The following is an 18,237-nucleotide window of genomic DNA, read 5'->3' on the forward strand; positions in this document are numbered from 1 at the left end:
ACGTCAACACCCGATATGCTAGGCTTTCAGGTTCATTTTAACATTCCGGTCAATCATCGCAATCCGCTGCTGCACGCACGCATAGGAGCGAAGCGGGTCTTCAGGTGTATTCAGCACATAATCCAGCATCTGGTCAACCGTTGTGGTAGCCACGTGGATGCGGGTGTCGGAGGATGCATAATAGATGTAGATGTCTCCGTTATCCCGTGCGATCACGCCGTTGCAGAATACTACGTTGGATACATCGCCAACACGTTCTTCGCCATCGGGCGCGATGAAATGTCCGCCTGGTGCATGCGTGACTTTATTAGGCTCTTCCAGATCGGACAGGAAGGCATACAGCACATAGCGCAGCCCTGCGGCGGTGTTACGGACACCATGTGCAATGTGCAGCCAGCCGCGTGCTGTTTTGATTGGCGCCGGGCCTTGGCCGTTCTTCACTTCTTTGATCGTATGGTAGTAACGCTGGTCCATGATAGATTCGCTGGTAATTACAGCGTTCTCGATGGTATCCGACAATCCCCAGCCAATACCACCGCCGGAACCGGCGTCGATGAATCCATCCTGCGGACGGGTGTAGAAGGCATACTTGCCGTCAACAAACTCAGGGTGCAGCACCACATTGCGCTGCTGTGCAGAGCCGGTCTTCAGGTCAGCAAGGCGTTCCCAGGTCTTCAGATCCTTGGTACGGGTAATACCGCATTGGGCAACTGCGCTGGACAGATCGCCATGAGGGGCATCCGGGTCTTTGCGTTCGGTGCAGAACAGGCCGTAAATCCATCCGTCTGCATGCTTCACGAGGCGCATGTCATAGACGTTGATATCCGGGTCTTCCGTTTCAGGCAGCACTACCGGGTGATCCCAGAAGCGGAAGCCGTCCACACCACTGTCGCTTTCGGCTACAGCGAAGAAGGATTTGCGGTCATTGCCTTCTACACGGGCAACAATATAAAATTTGCCGTTGAGCTCAATGGCTCCGGGATTGAAAATACCGTTAACCCCGATTCTTTCTGCGAAATAGGGGTTGGTCTCCGGATTGAAGTCGTAGCGCCAGATCAGTGGAGCGTGTTCAGCAGTGAGCAGCGGGTACTGGTAGCGGTCATAGATGCCGTTGCCGTAAGGAACCTTCTCATTTTTGCGGCCAATCAATGCCTCGTAGCGCTCCGTAAGCTTCTGTTTACGTTCTTGAAAGTTTGCAGTCATTTTATTTTGTCTCCTTTATAGTGGATGTTGAGGTAAGGCGTCCGATCATTTCGAAGCAGGCTCTGCTGTTATGATATGGACATTTCCAGGCGCTGACCTTGGGTGCATGGGCCAGCGGCTGCAGGGCTTCGTCAATCCCCCAGTACCATTCGCCATATTTGTGGTCGACGATATATTTGTCAGTGAACGCCCAGGCGTTCTCGGCAGCTTCCAGGAAGCGTTGGTCATCCGTCAACTGGTACGCATTGTAAAAGCCCACAATGGCTTCAGCCTGCGGCCACCAGTCTCTGGACTCTTCAGACGTGTCAATGAATCCGTTCTTGTCCGCTTCATTCCAGATTCCGCCATCCTCAGCAATGCCTTCGGCAAGCACGGCGTCGGCCATGGAAATAGCCACCTTACGCACACGCTCAAGCAGATCTTCATCTCCAAGCACTTCTGCGGCTTCAACCAGCAGCCAGCTCCCTTCGATGTCGTGGCCAAAAGATATGCTCTCAGATTTGACATGCCATTCTTCGTCCAGGAACAGGTGGAAGTGTTTGCCTTCAGCATCAATAATATGCTCCAGCATCGTTTCAATCAGTTCGGCCAGCTTGCTCTTCAGCTCTTCCGATTTCCATACCCGGTACAGGCCGGTATAGCCCTCCAGCACATGCAGATGGGTATTCATGGATTTCTTCTCGTTCATATCCTTCGAGCTGAGACTCAGATTATCTGTCATTTGCCATTCACGGGACAATGCTTCAATATAACCTTTATAAATGGGATCATAGCCGTACTTCTCTACCAGATGGAACAGGTCAACCGCTTGCTGCAGCGCATCAGCACGTCCCGTAGCATGGTGGAATTCAGCAAGCGCATATATGGCAAAAGAATGGCCGTAGATTTGTTTCTTCGGCTGGGAAGGGACTCCATGCGCATCCACCATCCAGAACAAACCGCCATGCTCTTCATCTATGAAATGCTGGTTCAGATAGTCGAAGGCACGTTCAGCCATCTTTAAGTATTCAGCTGTGCCATACAGGCGGTAAGCGCTCGCAAATGTCCATAGAATCCGCGCATTGAGCACAAGGCTTTTCTCAGCACCGGCAATGACATTCATCTGGTTGTCGATCTCGCCCACAAAGCCGCCATGTGCTTCATCCAGTGTGTGTTCCATCCAGAAGCGCAAAATATTACCCTTCAGCTCTTCCTCCAGCTCGTTCAGCCATACCTGAGGTGAATTCTTCATTTTGTTGTTCACTCCTTTAAGTTTTGTAAGCAGGTGCTTACAGTATTACTTCGTACAAAACTTGCCTCGGAAGCACAAACTTAAGCATTAGTCTTGGAGCTGTAGTACCCCTTAATGACGCCTGCCGCCGATTTCCCGTACATGCAGTAGTCATCGTTCTCTGCTGCAGCCTCCAGTGGATACAGACGTGCCGGCCAATCCCAGAGCATAAAGCCCTGGACCCATTCCCGGCCCTCACAGCTGCGGAACATGGCCTCATAAAAGCGCTTTTGTTCCTCCTCGCTCGGTTCGCCCTTCAGTGACCAGTCGTTTGGAATGGCGGCACTGCCGATGCGGCTTGGGCAGCCCGCTTCCATGAAGAAGAATGGCTTGCCAATGCGTTTCACCACTGCCTCAATCCGGTCAAGCTGCGCTTCCCAGTCCGACTCAGGGTAATAGCCACTGGAGGAAATTACATCCAGGGCATCCCACCAGGTCACATTGTCCTCTTGATACTTGTCGCAATTATAAGTAAGGATTCCGCTGTATACGATGCGGACTTCTGCAATCAAGGCCCGCCACTCCGCAGCCCGTCTGTCAGACATGACCAGCTCGCAGCCGATGCAGAACATCTCGCAACCGCTTTCTTCTGCAATCGCGGCAAAATGCAAAATAAAGGCAGTGTAAGAACTGAACCAGTCCGACCATTTGGGCTCGCAGGGAACATCCTTATCGAAGAAATTGATGTGAGCGCGCCAAGTGCCGTCTGCACAGTTCACAATCGGTTTCAGGCATACCTTCAGACCAAGCGACTGCGCCTTGCGGATTGCCCATAAGACCTCATCGTCGGTAACTGTGGGGTTCTCCCCATAAGGAATTTCCGTGGATTGCGGAGTAGCCTGAACCGCACTGAAAGCGATAGCCGTCCAGTTCGCTCCAGTGACCGACTTCATAAGCTCCATTGAAGCTTCAGCTTCTTCATTTGCCCAGGTCCCGCGCGTGCCCATGAAACCCCAGGTAACGCCTCCGACATATTCATTCTGCAGTGACATCTCAGTAACCTCGCTTTGTCAGAATAGTAGGATAAAGGGATCGAAACATTTGAGTATTTTGTTATGTTGTTATTATTAATTTGTTATTTAACAATAACAACAATATAATTTAGTTATAACCCTTTTCGGCAGTGATTTCAAGGGCAAAATGGGCAAAGTAAATTCAAGACTAGAAAAGTACAATAGAGCACATATGCTAATGAGAAAATGGAGCTTATAATTAATAATGATAGCGCAAACATTTGTGGCTGCAACTAGACTGGAGGCGATTTGTGGTGATCAGGGTCATGATTGCGGACGATGAGGAAGTGATTCGCCGTGGGCTTGTGAAGATTACTTCCAGAATGGATTTGGAAGTTGAAGTTATCGGTTCCTACGGCAACGGGCTGGAGGCCTGGAATCATCTCCGGGATCTTAGCCCCAATGATATAGATCTTCTTATTACAGACATTAAGATGCCTAGAATGGATGGCTTCAAGCTGATTGAAGAGGTCAGAGGACATCTGAAGCAACTCCCCATAGCGGTATTGAGCGGGTTCAGTGAATTCGAATATGCCCGCCGGGCTATGCGGCATGGAGTGCTCGATTATTTGCTTAAGCCCATTGAGAAGGCCCAGTTGTACGATTTGCTGAAAAGTGTGGAAGAGAACAAAAAGCTTCAACTTGCAGAGGCAGAGCCGGAAGGTGCAGCGCAACTGGCCCCCGAGGGTGGGGAGCATTATGTGGTTGAACAGACCAAAAGCATCCTGGAGAAGGAATACGCCCATAACTTTGAACTCGAACGGCTGGCAGAGACGGTGGGAATGAACGCGAGCTATATCAGCCGTTTGTTCAAATACAAGACAGGCCAGACGATTACTGATTATCTGATTGGCATCCGCATCGCCAAGGCCAAGGAACTGCTGACCGGTCAGCCGGATTTGAAGAATTACGAAATAGCTGAACGGGTTGGCTACAGTGATCCGGTATATTTTAATAAGCTGTTCAAAAAAATGTGCGGCATGACGCCTAAGGATTATAAGAGTCGTTGCAGATAGGTGGAGGAGGAGCGGCCGAGATTATCATGGTCGAGAAAACCTCATATTACACAAAAGCCCCGCTTTGCTGCGGGGCTTTTGTGCGTGCAACGAGTGAAGGCGTATTCTCTGAAATGAGAGGATTTCCTTTTTCTTCATATAATAGTAGATAACAAATTGGATATATAAAAAACAAAAATAACAAATTGAAGACCAGAAAAAACAATTGAAACCATCGTTTTGGGATTAGAAACGATTTATAATGTGTTTGTAAGCGATAACATCATCACTTTTCAAACGAAATAGAGAATCAACTGATTTTTCTGGAGTATAATCGTTAATTTGTGATGATTATTGTTAGTGTTTTGTTATTATTTGGTTCAAGGTTCAAAATGAAGAGAGGGGTCAAAAAAACAATGAAGAATACCAAAGCAGTTACAAGTCTGGCAGCACTAACACTGATGGCGGGTTTGTTTGCGGGTTGTTCATCGAACAACAATAACACAGACAATGCTGCAGCAACCAATGCAGGGAATACGGGAACAAATACCGAGGCGACAGCAGCGCCTGAAGGTGACGCAGCCAAGGATATCAAAGGGGATATCACGGTCATCACACAAAGAACGGATATTGTTGATACCGTATTCAAAGACTATGCAGCCAAATTCAATGAGAAATATCCGAATGTCAAAGTAAACTTCGAAGCACTGTCCAGCTACGAAGATCAGATTAAAATCCGCATGAGCACAAATGATTACGGCGATGTTCTGCTGTTGCCTACAAGTGTAGCCATTAAAGATCTGCCGGACTTTTTTGAACCGCTGGGTAAAATGTCAGATCTGGAGAAGCAATATACCGGCCTGGAAGAACGTACTGTAGACGGTATTTCTTACGGGATTCCGATTACGGTTAACTTCTCCGGTGTCATCTACAACAAACAAGTATTCAAGGATGCCGGAATTACTGAGGTTCCAAGAACTTTTGACCAGTTCTCTGCTGCACTGAAGAGTATCAAGGACAAGACGGACGCGGTTCCTCTCTACACGAACTATGCTGCCGGCTGGACACTGACGCAATGGGAAGCGGATCTGGCTACCGTAGCCGGAAATCGTGATTATGTGAATATCGGCCAAGTGGCATCGGATGATAACTTCGTTAAAGGCCAGCCGCACTATGACTTGTACAAAGTATTGTATGACGCTGCGAAGAATGGCCTGATTGAAGAAGACCCTACGACTACGGACTGGGAATCCTCCAAGGCTGACCTGGCTAACGGCAAAATCGGTACCATGATGCTGGGATCTTGGGCAATCGGTCAAATCAAAGGCCTGGCAACCAACCCTGATGATGTAGGCTTCATGCCTTTCCCGACCAACGCCGACAAGATTCTGGTTCCGCTGTCTGACGACTATAACCTGGGTGTAAGCATCCACAGTAAAAACAAAGAAGCTGCAAGAGCTTGGGTGGACTGGTTCATCAACGAATCCGGCTATCCTACCACTGAAGGCGGCGGCATGAGCCCGGTTAAAGGCGCTGAGCTTCCGGAAATCCTGAAACAATTTGATGGCACAGATGTAACGTTTGATACGATTGCCCCTGCAAAAGCCGGTGAAGAAGGCTGGGTTGATGCTATCGACAAAGAAGCTGAAATCGGCCTCTGGCAGCCTGACTTTAAGAAAGTGATCATCGAAGCGGCGATTGGCAACAGAAAAGATTCCTATGATGACATTATGAAAGACCTGAACGATAAGTGGAAAGCTGCAAGAGCCAAAGTAACGGCAGCTAAGTAAGTTTTGATAAAACGCAGGAGTGAAGACAGATTGAAGAGAACGGGGGGGCGCCGGAAGCGGCGTTTTCCCCTTCACTTTTGCGGTGTGGAGAAGGATTTGGAGTGATAAGCAGTCTTCTTAGGAGGTGTGGAGAGATTGTCCAACTTAAGTTATAAAAATCAGCGGATATTGATCATTGTTTTATTCTCATTAGTTCCGGTAGTTCTGTTGCTGACGTTCTCATATTTGCCTGTATTCAAAATGTTCCAATACAGTTTCACAAGCTGGAATGGTCTAAGCAAAAATATGGAATATATCGGCTTTGACAACTACAAGACCATTTTCACCAAACCGGAGTATTTCGCCGTGTTCAAGGTGAGCTTGTATTATTTCTTCGCCACCTTCGTCCAAATGGGGCTGGCGCTGTATTTTGCCACGATCTTAAGCTTTAATGTCCGTATGAAGAACTGGTTCAAAGGAATTCTATTCTTTCCGACACTCTTGAACGGTGTGGCCATCGGATTTATTTTCCTGTTTTTCTTCAAGCCGGAAGGCACCCTGAACACCATCCTTGATCTCGTTGGACTTGGAGCCTGGCAGCAGAAGTGGCTGCTTAACCCCCATCTGATCAATATCTCCCTCGCCTTTGCATCGGTATGGAGATACATGGGAATGAACTTTATCATCTTCCTTGGAGCGATTTCCTCCATCGGGAGTGATATCTATGAAGCTTCTGAAATTGACGGAGCCAACCGCTGGCACCAGTTCCGACACATTATTATTCCGAGCATCAAACGGATTCTGCAGCTCAATCTGATCCTCGCGGTAAGCGGAGCGATCGGTGTATTCGAAATTCCGTATGTCATGACCGGCGGTTCCAACGGCAGCGGCACCTTTGTCATCCAGACCGTCGATGTGGCCTTCAAATACAGCAAGCTGGGTCTTGCTTCGGCAATGGCCGTAGTGCTACTGGGTATTGTTGTTCTCGTCACCATTCTGCAGCGTGTTCTGATTAAGGAGGAGAAGTAAGAACTATGCATACTTTAAAATACAACGTAGCCTCTTTCTTCAAATACCTCAGTTTGATTTTGGGAGCGCTGATGGCTCTAATTCCGATTGCTGTCGTCTTTTTCGCTTCATTAAAAACGAATGAAGAGTATGCGACAACGGGTCCGCTTACCCTGCCGGAGAACTGGCTGAATTTTGCCAACTATACCAAAGCTTTTGTGGACGGGAATATGCTCCTGGGCTTCTTGAATACTCTTATTATTGTAGTCATTTCTATTGCCGGTGCTACACTTACCGGATCAATGATGGCATACATTCTGGCACGTTTCCGGTTCAGAGGCAGCAAGCTGCTGATGGGCGCTTTTCTGCTCGCGACACTGATTCCCGGAGTTACGACTCAGGTAGCCACCTTCCAGATCATCAACTCGCTGGAATTGTTCAACACCCGCTGGGCACCGATTCTGATGTACCTGGGTACGGATATTATCGCTGTCTATATATTCATGCAGTTCCTGGACTCCATATCCGAATCGCTTGATGAATCGGCAATGCTGGATGGAGCTTCATACTGGACGATTTACTGGAGAATTATTCTTCCGCTTCTGAGTCCGGCCATTGTAACGGTGATTATTGTGAAGGGCGTAAACATCTACAACGACTTCTATACCCCTTTTCTGTATATGCCAAAAAGCAGCCTGCAGGTGGTCTCCACCGCGCTGTTCAAATTTAAAGGTCCATATGGTTCACAGTGGGAGGTTATCTGCGCCGCTATTATGATCGCCATTATCCCTACACTGATAGCCTTCATTGCTTTGCAGAAGTACATTTACAACGGTTTTGCCCAAGGGTCGGTAAAATAAAATCGGTTCTTCATTTAAATTATTCGCAGCACCGCTGCGCTCACGGAGGGAATTGTACTTATGAAAGAAGTTAAGTTGATCGCCAGTCAGAATATTCCGAATATACCTTGGCAGGACAGACCGGCAGGCAATGATAGTCCGGTATGGAGACACAGTGATAATCCGGTGATCAAACGCAACCCGGCAAAAGGCGTGGCACGTATTTTCAACAGTGCGGTTATTGCCTATGATGGCAGCTTTCTGGGGGTATTCCGTGTAGAGGATAATACTACCCGTCCTCATCTGCGCATGGGTCACAGTGCAGACGGCCTGGACTGGAAAATCGACGATGCACCGATTCAGTTTATAGATGAAGCAGGCAATCCGTACATGCCTCGTTATGCATACGACCCGCGTCTGGTCAAAGTCGAAGATACCTATTACATCATCTGGTGTACGGATTTCTACGGTGCCGCGATCGGTGTGGCCAAAACCCAGGATTTCAAAACTTTCGTCAGCCTGGAAAATCCGTTCCTGCCGTTCAACCGCAATGGCGTACTGTTCCCAAGAAAAATAAACGGCAACTTCGTCATGCTGTCCCGTCCGAGCGACAGCGGTCATACGCCTTTTGGCGATGTGTTCCTGAGCGAAAGCCCTGACTTTGTATACTGGGGTAAACACCGCCATGTCATGACCAAAGGCGGTCAAGGCTGGTGGCAGAGTACCAAAATCGGCGGCGGCCCTGCCCCTATCGAGACCACCGAAGGCTGGCTGATGTTCTATCACGGCGTTACTGGAACCTGCAACGGTCTCGTATACAGTATGGGTGCAGTCATCCTGGACAAGGATGAGCCATCCAAGGTCAAATACCGCTCCAAGAACTTTGTGCTGACACCGGAGGAATGGTATGAAGAAAGAGGCTTCGTGAACAACGTGCTCTTCCCTTGCGCCACCCTGAATGATGCTGAAACCGGCCGGATCGCCATCTATTATGGCGCAGCAGACACCTATGTAGGCGTTGCTTACACCACTGTTGAAGAAATCGTCAACTACGTGATCGAAACCCATGAGGAAGTCGGCGACGACGCCGGTTTGGGCAAGATCTAAACATTGCCTTTGCAGCTACGCCTTTGCAGCCAGTGGCGGCCACCTCCGTGGCCGCCACGTTGCTGCACGATCCAAAAACCCATGCTTAATGGGTTTTTCAACGTATTTGGTTTTAAAGGTTTAGTCTTTATAAGGTTTAATCTTTTTTGTTAAATCCGACTTATTGGATTTAACTTGTTCTTGCAAACCCTGTGGTGGAGAAGGGGGGGGAGTGGGGAGTAACGGAGGGGAATGTTGAGTGGAGAAGCGCAAGCGTTCGCCTTTGTTCCCGGATTTCTACCGCCTAGCGGTACAAATCAGGAAATCCGGGAACAACAGCGATCGGAACCAACATTCCCCGAAGTTACGCCGTACACTCCCCCACCCCCCGCTTACTTTTTGCCAACACAATTCAATCCAACCCTAAGGAGGATTTCTTATGTCCGAAAGATCCCTGCCCCAACTAAAAGCCTACGAAGGCTCCAGCCCGAAGCCTGCCGACTTCGATTCATTCTGGGAACGTGCCCTGGCTGATCTCGATGCTCAGACGCTGGATTACGAACTGGTACCTGCGGAGTTTACCAGCGAGCTGGCGGAATGCTTCCATCTGTATTTTACCGGAGTGGGCGGTGCCAAAGTGCATTGCAAATACGTGAGACCGAAGAAATCGGAACAAGTGAAAGGACCAGGCGTGGTCATGTTCCACGGCTATTCTTGCGATAGTGGCGATTGGATGGAAAAGGTTACCTACGCCGCACACGGCATTAGTGTACTTGCTATGGATTGCCGCGGACAAGGCGGCTTGTCCGAGGACAACCTTACGGTCCAAGGCACAACCATCCGCGGCCATATCATCCGCGGAATCGATGATCCGAGTCCGGACAAGCTCTATTACCGGAACGTGTTCCTGGATACCGCCCAGACGGCACGGATTCTAATGAATATGCCCGAAGTAGACCCGGCACGGGTTGGTGCATTCGGCCTGTCCCAAGGCGGCGGGCTTACTGTAGCCTGTGCTGCCCTTGAACCACGGATTAAGCTGGCTGTTCCGGTCTATCCGTTCCTTTCCGATTATAAACGGGCATGGGAGCTGGATATTACGACTTCCGCCTATGAAGAGATTAACTATTATTTCCGCTTTTTTGATCCGCATCATGAACGGGAGGAAGAGGTTTTCAACCGGCTCGGGTACATCGACATTCAGAATCTGGCAAGCCGCATTCAAGCCAAAGTGTTGTGGGTAACCGGACTGGTGGATACGATCTGTCCACCTTCTACACAATTCGCAGCATACAATAAAATCACAGCAACAAAAGACCTGATGGTATATCATGAATACGGTCATGAGTATCTTCCATATCTTGCCGATCGGACGCTACAGACCTTCATGACCTTGTAACGGGAATCCGTGCAAGAATATCGTAGATCTGGCGGTGATTTTTTGAGTAAACCAGCAGCAGGCAGCAAAGGATTTCTGACTCGGCTGCACCCCTCCAAGTCGCTAGGGGTGCGGCTCTTTCTCGTGTTTTTCATTGCAACGATGGGGATTGTATTATCCCTTGGATACACCTCATACTCTGTAGCCAAACGAACCATAGAGAACAACGCCTTGGCATCCAATCAGCAGACCGTCGAGCAAACGGCAGAGAAGCTGGATGTTATCCTAATGCGATTTGAAGACAGTCTGGGTCAGCTTTTTTACAGCAGGGATATTCAGGATGCAGTCAGCCAGGGAAGTGCGAGCATGGACAGCAGTGCGGAGCAGCAGAATCCGACGGAACGGATCAATAACGAGTTGAACCGCTGGATGTCTTCGGTCAAAGGAGTCCAGGCGGTCTACCTGATCCCGCTTAATGAGGAACTTCCTGTATCTGCGACCGGAACTAAGGATAATACATTTATGGATGGGATCAGGAAGGCTTCCTGGTTCAAGCAGTTGAAAGAGAAGCCCCAAAGCCTGTTTGTAACGGAAGGGTTGAAGCAGGGGGATACTTCGGGTGTATTTCATTTAGCCAAGTCCATCGCAGCGGATTCGGAAGGAACGGGCTATATTGCGGTTGCCGATATCAGTACTGGAGAATTGGACAAGCATATGAAAAAGGTTAACCTTGGGATGGATTCCTACATTCAACTGCTGACAACCAAAGACGAGCTGATCGCCTCTTCCCAGGAGCAGGCGGATTCCTATCTGCGCTTGGGAGGAACTTTGTTCAAGGGGCTGACCGAAGCCTCAGGATCTTTGCCGACTGAAGATGAAAAAGGCAAATCCATTCTGGCAGTCTATGGCACGCTGCAGAGCTCAGGATGGAGAGTGCTCGGCGTTGTACCTTCAGAGAATCTGGTTAAGGATGCAGGCCGTATTCTGTCTACGACCTACATCGCAGTTGCAGCCGCTGCGTTCATTGCAATTCTGATTGGATTGTGGATGGTCAGAATGGTATCCCTTCCGCTATCCCGGCTTAAGGACCTGATGTTCAAAGGTGCGGAAGGTGATCTGCGGGTCCGGACGGCAGTGTCTTCCCGCGATGAAATCGGCCAACTGTCGGGCTCCTTTAATTTGATGATGGAGCGGATCACTGAGCTGGTAGTGCATACCAACGAGACGGCGCGTGAGGTGCTGGAAACGGCGGATGCGCTGGGCAGCGCTTCGCGGAAGACGGCTGCGTCGGCCAGGGACATTGCGGCGGCGACGGAACAGATTGCCGGTGGAGCCGGAAGCCTTGCACTGGAAGCAGACCGCGGCAATGAGATGACCGCACAGATCTCCGGGCGGATGGATGTGGTGTTATCTGCGGCCCACGAGATGGGGAGCACCGCACATGATGTGGGACAATCCAGTCAGGAAGGTGTTGGGAAGCTTCAGGAACTGCTTACCAAAACGCAGACAACAGGCGATATGACCGATAAGCTCGTCGTAAAGGTCAACGAACTGAAGGATACCGCTTCTTCGGTCATTAGAGTTCTGGATGTCATGCAGAGCATCACACAGCAGACCAATATTCTGTCGCTGAACGCTTCAATAGAAGCAGCTCGTGCAGGTGAAGCAGGCAAAGGATTCACAGTGGTGGCCGATGAAATCCGCCAGCTGTCGGAACAGTCCAAGCGCTCCATTGCCATGGTAGCTGAAATTACCGACAAAATCATGTCGGATATGAATGAGACGGTAGCTGCACTATCGGAGGTAGCGCCGCTCTTCGAGGAGCAGACCATTTCAGTCCGGAACACGAGCGACATCTTTGTAACGGTTCAAAGCCAGATGAACCATTTCATTACCCGGCTGGAATCTGTAGGAGCATCCATTGATGGATTGAATCAATCCCAGCATGTGCTGTCGGAGACGATTAGCAATGTCAGCTCTTTTGCTGAGCAATCCTCAGCAGCCTCACAGGAGGTGGCTTCCCTTAGCGGGGAGCAGCAAAGTGTCAGCGATTATCTCGTCGACCTCTCCGGCAAGCTGGAGCTCGCCTCAAGTATGCTGAAAGAAAGACTCTCGAAGTTTAATGTGTAGGTAAGGTGCAAAGGCCGGGGGCTGATGCCTTTAACAGAATATATCAAGGAGAAGACGCCTCTTTCCAATTGGGAAGAGGCGTCTTTCCGCGTGCAGGAGGCCGAAGAGGTATGTCTATACGAAAGGAGAGATTTGGCTGAAGCATTGTGACCGTTCCAGGTAATATATCCGCCATATGGGCATAATAAATACCATGAAGTTCTTAGTGAGTCAACAAACATCAGGAGGAATGGCTTTGCACAAGCTTGCTCATAAACGTATTATTTGGAGTTCGCTCATCCTGTGTATTCTGTTGGGGGTGTTGATTCTAAGGCTTGCATGGGTCCAACTGCTGCTTAAGGACCGTAAAGTTCCGGGAGCGGAATACACTATGGCTCAAATGGCTGCCATTCAAAGTGAACGGGAGATGGTGCTGGACAGCGGCCGTGGCCGTCTGTATGACCGCAGTGGGCAGCCGCTGGCGGGTGAAACCGTATGGACTGCAGCTTTTTTTCCGCAGGAAGAGGGCGAAGCAGCGGCGGTCAGCGCCGCGGGTAAGGAACAACTGAAGCTTCTTGCCACTGTACTGGGTGTGACCTACGAGCAGCTTCAAGCAAGGCGCAGAGGGCTAAAAGAACCGCTGCTCTGGCCGTCCGGCAGCGGTAAGAATCCGCTGGAGCTGACCCCGGGACAGGCTGAAACCGTGGAATCACTTGCCATTGGAGGTGTACGGGCGCTGCCCTTTGCCCGCAGGTATGAAGGAGAAGAGACAGGGCGCCAATGGCTGGGGTACATGTCAGAAGCTTCGGCAGCCCAGTTGGAAAAATCAACAACGGGGTTAAGAATTCCAATGACGGGGACCGACGGGCTGGAGAAGACACTGGAACCCCTGCTGCAGGGAGTGGGCCATACCGAGGTGTATGCGCAGGTGGATGCGCGGGGGAACCGTCTTCCGGGTAGTCCCCTGAAGGTGAAGGCGCCGGGGAATCCGTATTATCCATTGTCCTTGTATACAACGATAGATAAGCAGCTTCAGGAAGGCATTGAGAAGCTGGTTGTGAAATCCGGAATTAAGGAAGGCGCAGTGGTTGTGCTGGATACAAAAAACGGGGATATTGAGGCTATGGTGTCGTTCCCCTTCTATAATCCGGGGCACATCTCGCCTGAGGGCGGAGAGTGGAATAACCGTGCGCTGCAGGCGGCGGTGCCTGGCTCAATCTTCAAAATAGTTACAGCTGCTGCGGCACTCGAGGCTGGAGTAACCTCGCCCGAAGAGAGGTTCTATTGCTCAGGACATTACGGGAAATATGGACTCTCCTGCCGGAATGGCAAAGGACATGGCTCCCTTACTCTGGCGCAAGGGTTCGCCGTGTCCTGCAATACCGTATTTGCTTCGCTGGCTGAGCGCCTGAACGGGGCGCAGCTGGAGTCCGCAGCCCTTGCCCTGGGACTAGGCAGGGATATCAGCTGGCAAGCGGAGAATACGCTCGGCCTGCCGCTCCTCCGTCCATTGTCCGGAGAGCAGCCCGGAAGCATCTTCACCACCCTGCTGCCGGATGACGGGGGTGCCAGGGTGCAGACAGCGATCGGCCAGCGCGATGTCCGGGTTACACCGCTGCAGGCAGCTAACCTGTTAGTTACGCTGCTGCATGGTGGCGAAGTGCGGGCACCGCGTATTTTGCAGCGGGTAGCATTTGCCAACGGACAAACGCTTCAGGAGCTGCCGTCGCATCTGTCTCCGGGTCTGCAAGGCAGAATCTCACCATCGACAGCCCGTGTGCTTCTCTCCCTAATGCGCAAGGTTGTAACAGATGGAACGGGTAAAAGCCTGCTGGGCACGAAGTGGCCCGTAGCAGGCAAGTCAGGGACAGCCCAGACATTGGTGGAAGGTGTGGCCCGCAATAACCAATGGTTCATCGGTTATGGCCCGGTTGGCCATCCCAGATATGCTGTATCCGCGCTGGTAGAGGATGTGGCTCCAGGGAGTCCGCATGCCGCCACCCGGCTGTTCGGTCAAGTGTTTGAGCTCCTGTCGGAATCCGCGGGAGCCTGAGCTCCTTCCCCTGAAACCGTTGCTCCTCCCGGTGTCGATGGCTCACCGGAAGCAGCAAATGGCGAGACGATGAACTCTTCCTGCGGCAGGAAGATCCAGCGCTGGAGATACCCCTGCTGTAACAGCTCCTTGAGCAGAATGAGCAGGATCGGTGAGAGGATCAAGCCCGCGAATCCGAAGAGAGAGCTGGACAGAATCACGAACGACAGCATCAGGAACGCCGAAGATACACCAATGGAGTTACCTGTGATCTTGGGCTCCAGCAGCTGCCGCACAATCAGAACTACTACAAGCAGCACAAGCAGCCCAATGGCAAGCGAAGTATTTCCGACAATGAACAAATATACAATCCAGGGAATCAGAATCGTTGATACCCCTAGCAGCGGAAGCACATCGAACACGGCACAGACCAGTGCCATGGTGATTTCATTGCCACTCCTCAGAATAAAGAGTCCGGCCAGAACAATCACGAAAGTAATGCTGATCAGAATCAGCTGTGCTTTGAGATAGGAGCCGATAGCTTTGAAGACATTGCCCTGCAAAAAGGCGAAAGCGGTCTTAAAGGTCTTCGGCATTTTGTCATGTGCGATTTTGCGCCAGTCTTTAATCTCCATGCTGAGAAAGAATGCTAAAATAATGGCAATGCCGAAATTAGCCATAAATGATGAGAAGGAGCCGAGAACTCCGATCATATATTTAAGAAAGATCACCAGCCAGCCCGAAAGAACATTGGTTGCCTCTTTGAAATAACCGTTGATTTTGTTAGTAAGATCTGGTGGGAGCGCATCCACCTTGTGCTGCAAATAAGTGGTTGTCTCAGCAAACTGCTGCTGGACTATATATGTATATCGGGGCAGATCATCCTGGAACTGTAGCGCTTGCATCGTAATGAGAAGTCCGGCGCCGAACAATACGCCCAGCAGTACAATCAGGAACAAGATCACCGAAATGGCGGAGGCGAACGATTTGGCTATTCCCCTGCGGTTAAGGAAACGGGCCAGCGGCTCGATCAGCAGAAATACGAAAAAGGATAAGAATACAGGCGCTGCTAAGCGGTAAAGCATACTGAAAGCCAGCATTACAAGATACACTGTCAGTACGACCAGACCGATGTCGAAGAAGGTGCGCCAATATTTTTTGTACAGAGGCAGCATAGGTATAAACGACTCCTTTTTAGATAAATTTACAAATTTAACTTGAATTCATTGTACACGATTTTAACAAAAAAGCGTCTATTTCTTTGATACCTGTGTTAAAATAGGGGGTAACGTTTTTTCGTGGGGCTCTGCCCACCTAAAAACCGTGAGGCATACTTTACTCTACTTGGCCGTATCACAGAATCTGCTTGCAGACGTAGGCGAGCCAAAGTCAACTCTGGAAAAGCGGGGAATTTACATGCAGACTTTGCTGCTCTGGTTATTTTACATTTCATCCTTCTATGCATTTATCCCTGGTATGATCAGCCGGATATTTGGATATCGTGTCTTTCGCAAAGGGACCGGCCGCACTGAATTTGCCCTTACCTTTGATGACGGGCCAGACCCGCAGTATACCCCGGTTTTGCTTGATTTGCTGAAGCGTTACGGGGCTAAAGCTACATTTTTTGTTGTTGGTTCCCATGCTGAGAGCAATCCGGAAATTATCAGGCGCATGCATGAGGAAGGGCATTTGATCGGAATTCATAACTACGTGCACAAGACTAACTGGCTCATGCGTCCGCCTACGGTGAAGCGACAAATCCAGCGCACCGACGATATCATTTACAGCATTACCGGTGAACGGAGCACCTATTACCGTCCGCCTTGGGGAATTGTCAATTTGTTTGATTTTTCCAAACGCCGCCAGGTTCAGATCGTGCTGTGGTCAGCCATGTTCGGTGATTGGAAAGAGAAGCTTGGTGCGGACCGGTTGACGGAGAAGCTGATCAGCAAGCTGAATCCGGGCGAAGTCATGCTGCTGCATGATTGCGGCACTACGCTTGGTGCGGATCCGAAAGCGCCTGAACACATGCTGATTGCCCTGGAACGGATGCTTCAGGAGGCGGAACGGCGCGGGCTGCGCAGCATTCGGATCGACGACATGATCAAGCGGGGACAGAGTTCTCCGATTCAGCGGATTTCCTTTGGCAAAAGACTGATTGTCGGCTTGTGGCTGGCATGGGAACAGCTTTTCCAACTGATGTTCCGGCTGAAGACCATCTCTCCGGCGGATCCGTTCCTGCATTATCGCATACGCAAATATCAGGGTGGACCCGTGCAGATGGAAGGCGGGGAGCGGCTAAGTAAAGGCGATAAGGTGATAGAGCTGCATATCGACAACAGGCAGTTGTTTGAGCTCGGTATGCATTCCCGTTCCTCGGCCCAGCTGGCGATCCGCATGATCCGCCGTATGGAGAAGGATATGCCGGTGCTTGCGCAGCGGATTGCTGCAGATGTGGACCTCGCTGAAGCGAAAGCGCTATATGGTGTCAGTATGATTAACCGCGGGCCGGAGAAATTCGGGTTTATGGTGCTGGATCTGCCAAACGGCTGGTTTGCCCGGTCAACCAAGTTCTACCTGAGTATTCTGCTGAGTGTCATTCATCCTGCAGGCGGGGCAAGGCTTAAGGAACGGAGCGAGGTACTGGTTCCCAAAATGATGCTAATGCCCGTCTCCCAGCTGCTGGACCAGATGAATCAGCAGCGTCCGCAGAAACAAGCCAAGCCGCGAGAGCGGATAAGGGAAGAAGAGATGACCCTGGAAGCCGAGCTTCCCGCAGCCACGGTTGTACATTAGCAACTTGTAATATAATGAAATAGCAATTATTCAATAACAAGCTCCTGTGACTGATATAGTCACGGGAGTTTTTTAATAAATATACAGGATTGATATGCTTCAAGCTATACATGATCTCGCAGTAACGGATACCTGAAAGCGAAACACAGTATCATTGCTTCGGAAGCATAAGCTTTTAAAAGGACAGCGTAGCCGTTTCTACATGATATACCGCGGTCATTTGAGTTCTGGTGATTTATTGCAATGGATATTTCTTTTTATGGTTAGCTAAGCTGGGGTTAAGTAGTGTTAGGCGGCTGGGAGTGGTGCCAGGCGAATTTGTTGGGCACGATACTGAATGGAATTAGCCATAGCTTGCTTAGGAGAGGGGTCATCAGCCGCAACGGATAGCCGGCTTGCTGTCTGCTGTTGGAAGAAGCATGGATGACAGCATAAGTAATCTGTTCGGCAGCGCCGCAGCGGGAAAGCGCCGTAACAACGGCAGAAATGCCGTTGTTTGGCCCGCCGCAGCGGGAAAGCGCCGTAACAACGGCAGAAATGCCGTTGTTTGGCCCGCCACAACAAGAAAGCTCCACAACAACGGCAGAAATGCCGTTGTTGTGGAGCTTTCAGGGGAAGCAGCGCTACCGTCGATTCTCCTGGACAGTGTCTCAGCCCGGAGAACTTCGAAGCCCTTGAACTCCCAAGTCTTGGTTCTTCCGCACGGAAATATTAGCGGCCTGTGAAGATTGCCCAGCCA

14 protein-coding genes are annotated in these 18,237 nt (G+C 50.3%); 10 read left to right on the forward strand and 4 right to left on the reverse strand.

Annotation, left to right across the window (positions count from 1 at the left end; all coding sequences use genetic code 11):
* Window positions 1-18 precede the first annotated feature (18 nt).
* The 3 genes from A3849_RS00130 to A3849_RS00140 form a co-directional block, all read right to left on the reverse strand.
* Entirely contained in the window at window positions 19-1,203 is a 1,185-nt protein-coding gene (locus A3849_RS00130) for a glycoside hydrolase family 130 protein (protein ID WP_074109608.1), read from the reverse strand.
* 1 nt (window position 1,204) lies between these two features.
* Window positions 1,205-2,434, reverse strand: coding sequence for an AGE family epimerase/isomerase (locus tag A3849_RS00135; protein ID WP_074109609.1), 1,230 nt, complete (start codon window positions 2,432-2,434; stop codon window positions 1,205-1,207).
* Window positions 2,435-2,514: 80 nt separating this feature from the next.
* The gene (locus A3849_RS00140) at window positions 2,515-3,465 is read right to left on the reverse strand and encodes a glycoside hydrolase family 113 (protein WP_074109610.1); all 951 of its coding nucleotides are present in this window, start codon (window positions 3,463-3,465) and stop codon (window positions 2,515-2,517) included.
* Window positions 3,466-3,740: 275 nt separating this feature from the next.
* Here A3849_RS00140 and A3849_RS00145 point away from each other — a divergent pair, with 275 nt between their 5' ends.
* The 8 genes from A3849_RS00145 (at window position 3,741) to A3849_RS00180 (ending at window position 14,723) form a co-directional block, all read left to right on the forward strand.
* Window positions 3,741-4,502, forward strand: a complete 762-nt coding sequence (locus tag A3849_RS00145) for a response regulator transcription factor (protein ID WP_074109813.1) — start codon at window positions 3,741-3,743, stop codon at window positions 4,500-4,502.
* Between the two features lie 395 nt (window positions 4,503-4,897).
* The gene (locus A3849_RS00150) at window positions 4,898-6,271 is read left to right on the forward strand and encodes an ABC transporter substrate-binding protein (RefSeq protein WP_074109611.1); all 1,374 of its coding nucleotides are present in this window, start codon (window positions 4,898-4,900) and stop codon (window positions 6,269-6,271) included.
* 126 nt (window positions 6,272-6,397) lie between these two features.
* Entirely contained in the window at window positions 6,398-7,279 is an 882-nt protein-coding gene (locus A3849_RS00155; protein WP_074084708.1) for a carbohydrate ABC transporter permease, read from the forward strand.
* Window positions 7,280-7,284: 5 nt separating this feature from the next.
* Window positions 7,285-8,118 (forward strand): carbohydrate ABC transporter permease, encoded by an 834-nt coding sequence (locus tag A3849_RS00160; protein WP_074084707.1) that lies wholly within the window; start codon window positions 7,285-7,287, stop codon window positions 8,116-8,118.
* A gap of 60 nt (window positions 8,119-8,178) precedes the next feature.
* Entirely contained in the window at window positions 8,179-9,204 is a 1,026-nt protein-coding gene (locus A3849_RS00165) for a glycoside hydrolase family 130 protein (protein ID WP_074109612.1), read from the forward strand.
* 418 nt (window positions 9,205-9,622) lie between these two features.
* Window positions 9,623-10,582: an acetylxylan esterase gene (locus A3849_RS00170; protein WP_074109613.1), complete on the forward strand. Its 960-nt coding sequence runs from the start codon at window positions 9,623-9,625 to the stop codon at window positions 10,580-10,582.
* 42 nt (window positions 10,583-10,624) lie between these two features.
* Complete coding sequence (locus A3849_RS00175) at window positions 10,625-12,691, forward strand: methyl-accepting chemotaxis protein (RefSeq protein ID WP_083613299.1); 2,067 nt, start codon at window positions 10,625-10,627, stop codon at window positions 12,689-12,691.
* A gap of 235 nt (window positions 12,692-12,926) precedes the next feature.
* Window positions 12,927-14,723, forward strand: coding sequence for a peptidoglycan D,D-transpeptidase FtsI family protein (locus A3849_RS00180; RefSeq protein ID WP_256700599.1), 1,797 nt, complete (start codon window positions 12,927-12,929; stop codon window positions 14,721-14,723).
* Here the strand turns inward: A3849_RS00180 and A3849_RS00185 are convergent.
* Window positions 14,684-15,877, reverse strand: a complete 1,194-nt coding sequence (locus A3849_RS00185) for an AI-2E family transporter (RefSeq protein ID WP_074109616.1) — start codon at window positions 15,875-15,877, stop codon at window positions 14,684-14,686. The genes A3849_RS00180 and A3849_RS00185 overlap by 40 nt on opposite strands.
* A 241-nt stretch (window positions 15,878-16,118) precedes the next feature.
* On the opposite strand from A3849_RS00185, the gene A3849_RS00190 reads away from it, so the two are divergent.
* Window positions 16,119-17,498, forward strand: a complete 1,380-nt coding sequence (locus A3849_RS00190; RefSeq protein ID WP_074109617.1) for a polysaccharide deacetylase family protein — start codon at window positions 16,119-16,121, stop codon at window positions 17,496-17,498.
* A 419-nt stretch (window positions 17,499-17,917) separates the two neighbouring features.
* Complete coding sequence (locus A3849_RS00195) at window positions 17,918-18,223, forward strand: hypothetical protein (protein ID WP_143191694.1); 306 nt, start codon at window positions 17,918-17,920, stop codon at window positions 18,221-18,223.
* Window positions 18,224-18,237 lie beyond the last annotated feature (14 nt).

Origin of the sequence: Paenibacillus sp. P46E, assembly GCF_001909095.1 — a bacterium.
GTDB lineage: Bacteria > Bacillota > Bacilli > Paenibacillales > Paenibacillaceae > Paenibacillus_AQ > Paenibacillus_AQ helianthi.

Excerpts from the sequence above, each read along its gene's own strand:
- A3849_RS00130 (WP_074109608.1), bottom strand. The coding sequence starts at position 1,203 with ATGACTGCAAACTTTCAAGAACGTAAACAGAAGCTTACGGAGCGCTAC.
- A3849_RS00135 (WP_074109609.1), bottom strand. The coding sequence starts at position 2,434 with ATGAAGAATTCACCTCAGGTATGGCTGAACGAGCTGGAGGAAGAGCTG.
- A3849_RS00140 (WP_074109610.1), bottom strand. The coding sequence starts at position 3,465 with ATGTCACTGCAGAATGAATATGTCGGAGGCGTTACCTGGGGTTTCATG.
- A3849_RS00150 (WP_074109611.1), top strand. The coding sequence starts at position 4,898 with ATGAAGAATACCAAAGCAGTTACAAGTCTGGCAGCACTAACACTGATG.
- A3849_RS00160 (WP_074084707.1), top strand. The coding sequence starts at position 7,285 with ATGCATACTTTAAAATACAACGTAGCCTCTTTCTTCAAATACCTCAGT.
- A3849_RS00165 (WP_074109612.1), top strand. The coding sequence starts at position 8,179 with ATGAAAGAAGTTAAGTTGATCGCCAGTCAGAATATTCCGAATATACCT.
- A3849_RS00170 (WP_074109613.1), top strand. The coding sequence starts at position 9,623 with ATGTCCGAAAGATCCCTGCCCCAACTAAAAGCCTACGAAGGCTCCAGC.
- A3849_RS00185 (WP_074109616.1), bottom strand. The coding sequence starts at position 15,877 with ATGCTGCCTCTGTACAAAAAATATTGGCGCACCTTCTTCGACATCGGT.
- A3849_RS00190 (WP_074109617.1), top strand. The coding sequence starts at position 16,119 with ATGCAGACTTTGCTGCTCTGGTTATTTTACATTTCATCCTTCTATGCA.
- A3849_RS00195 (WP_143191694.1), top strand. The coding sequence starts at position 17,918 with ATGGATGACAGCATAAGTAATCTGTTCGGCAGCGCCGCAGCGGGAAAG.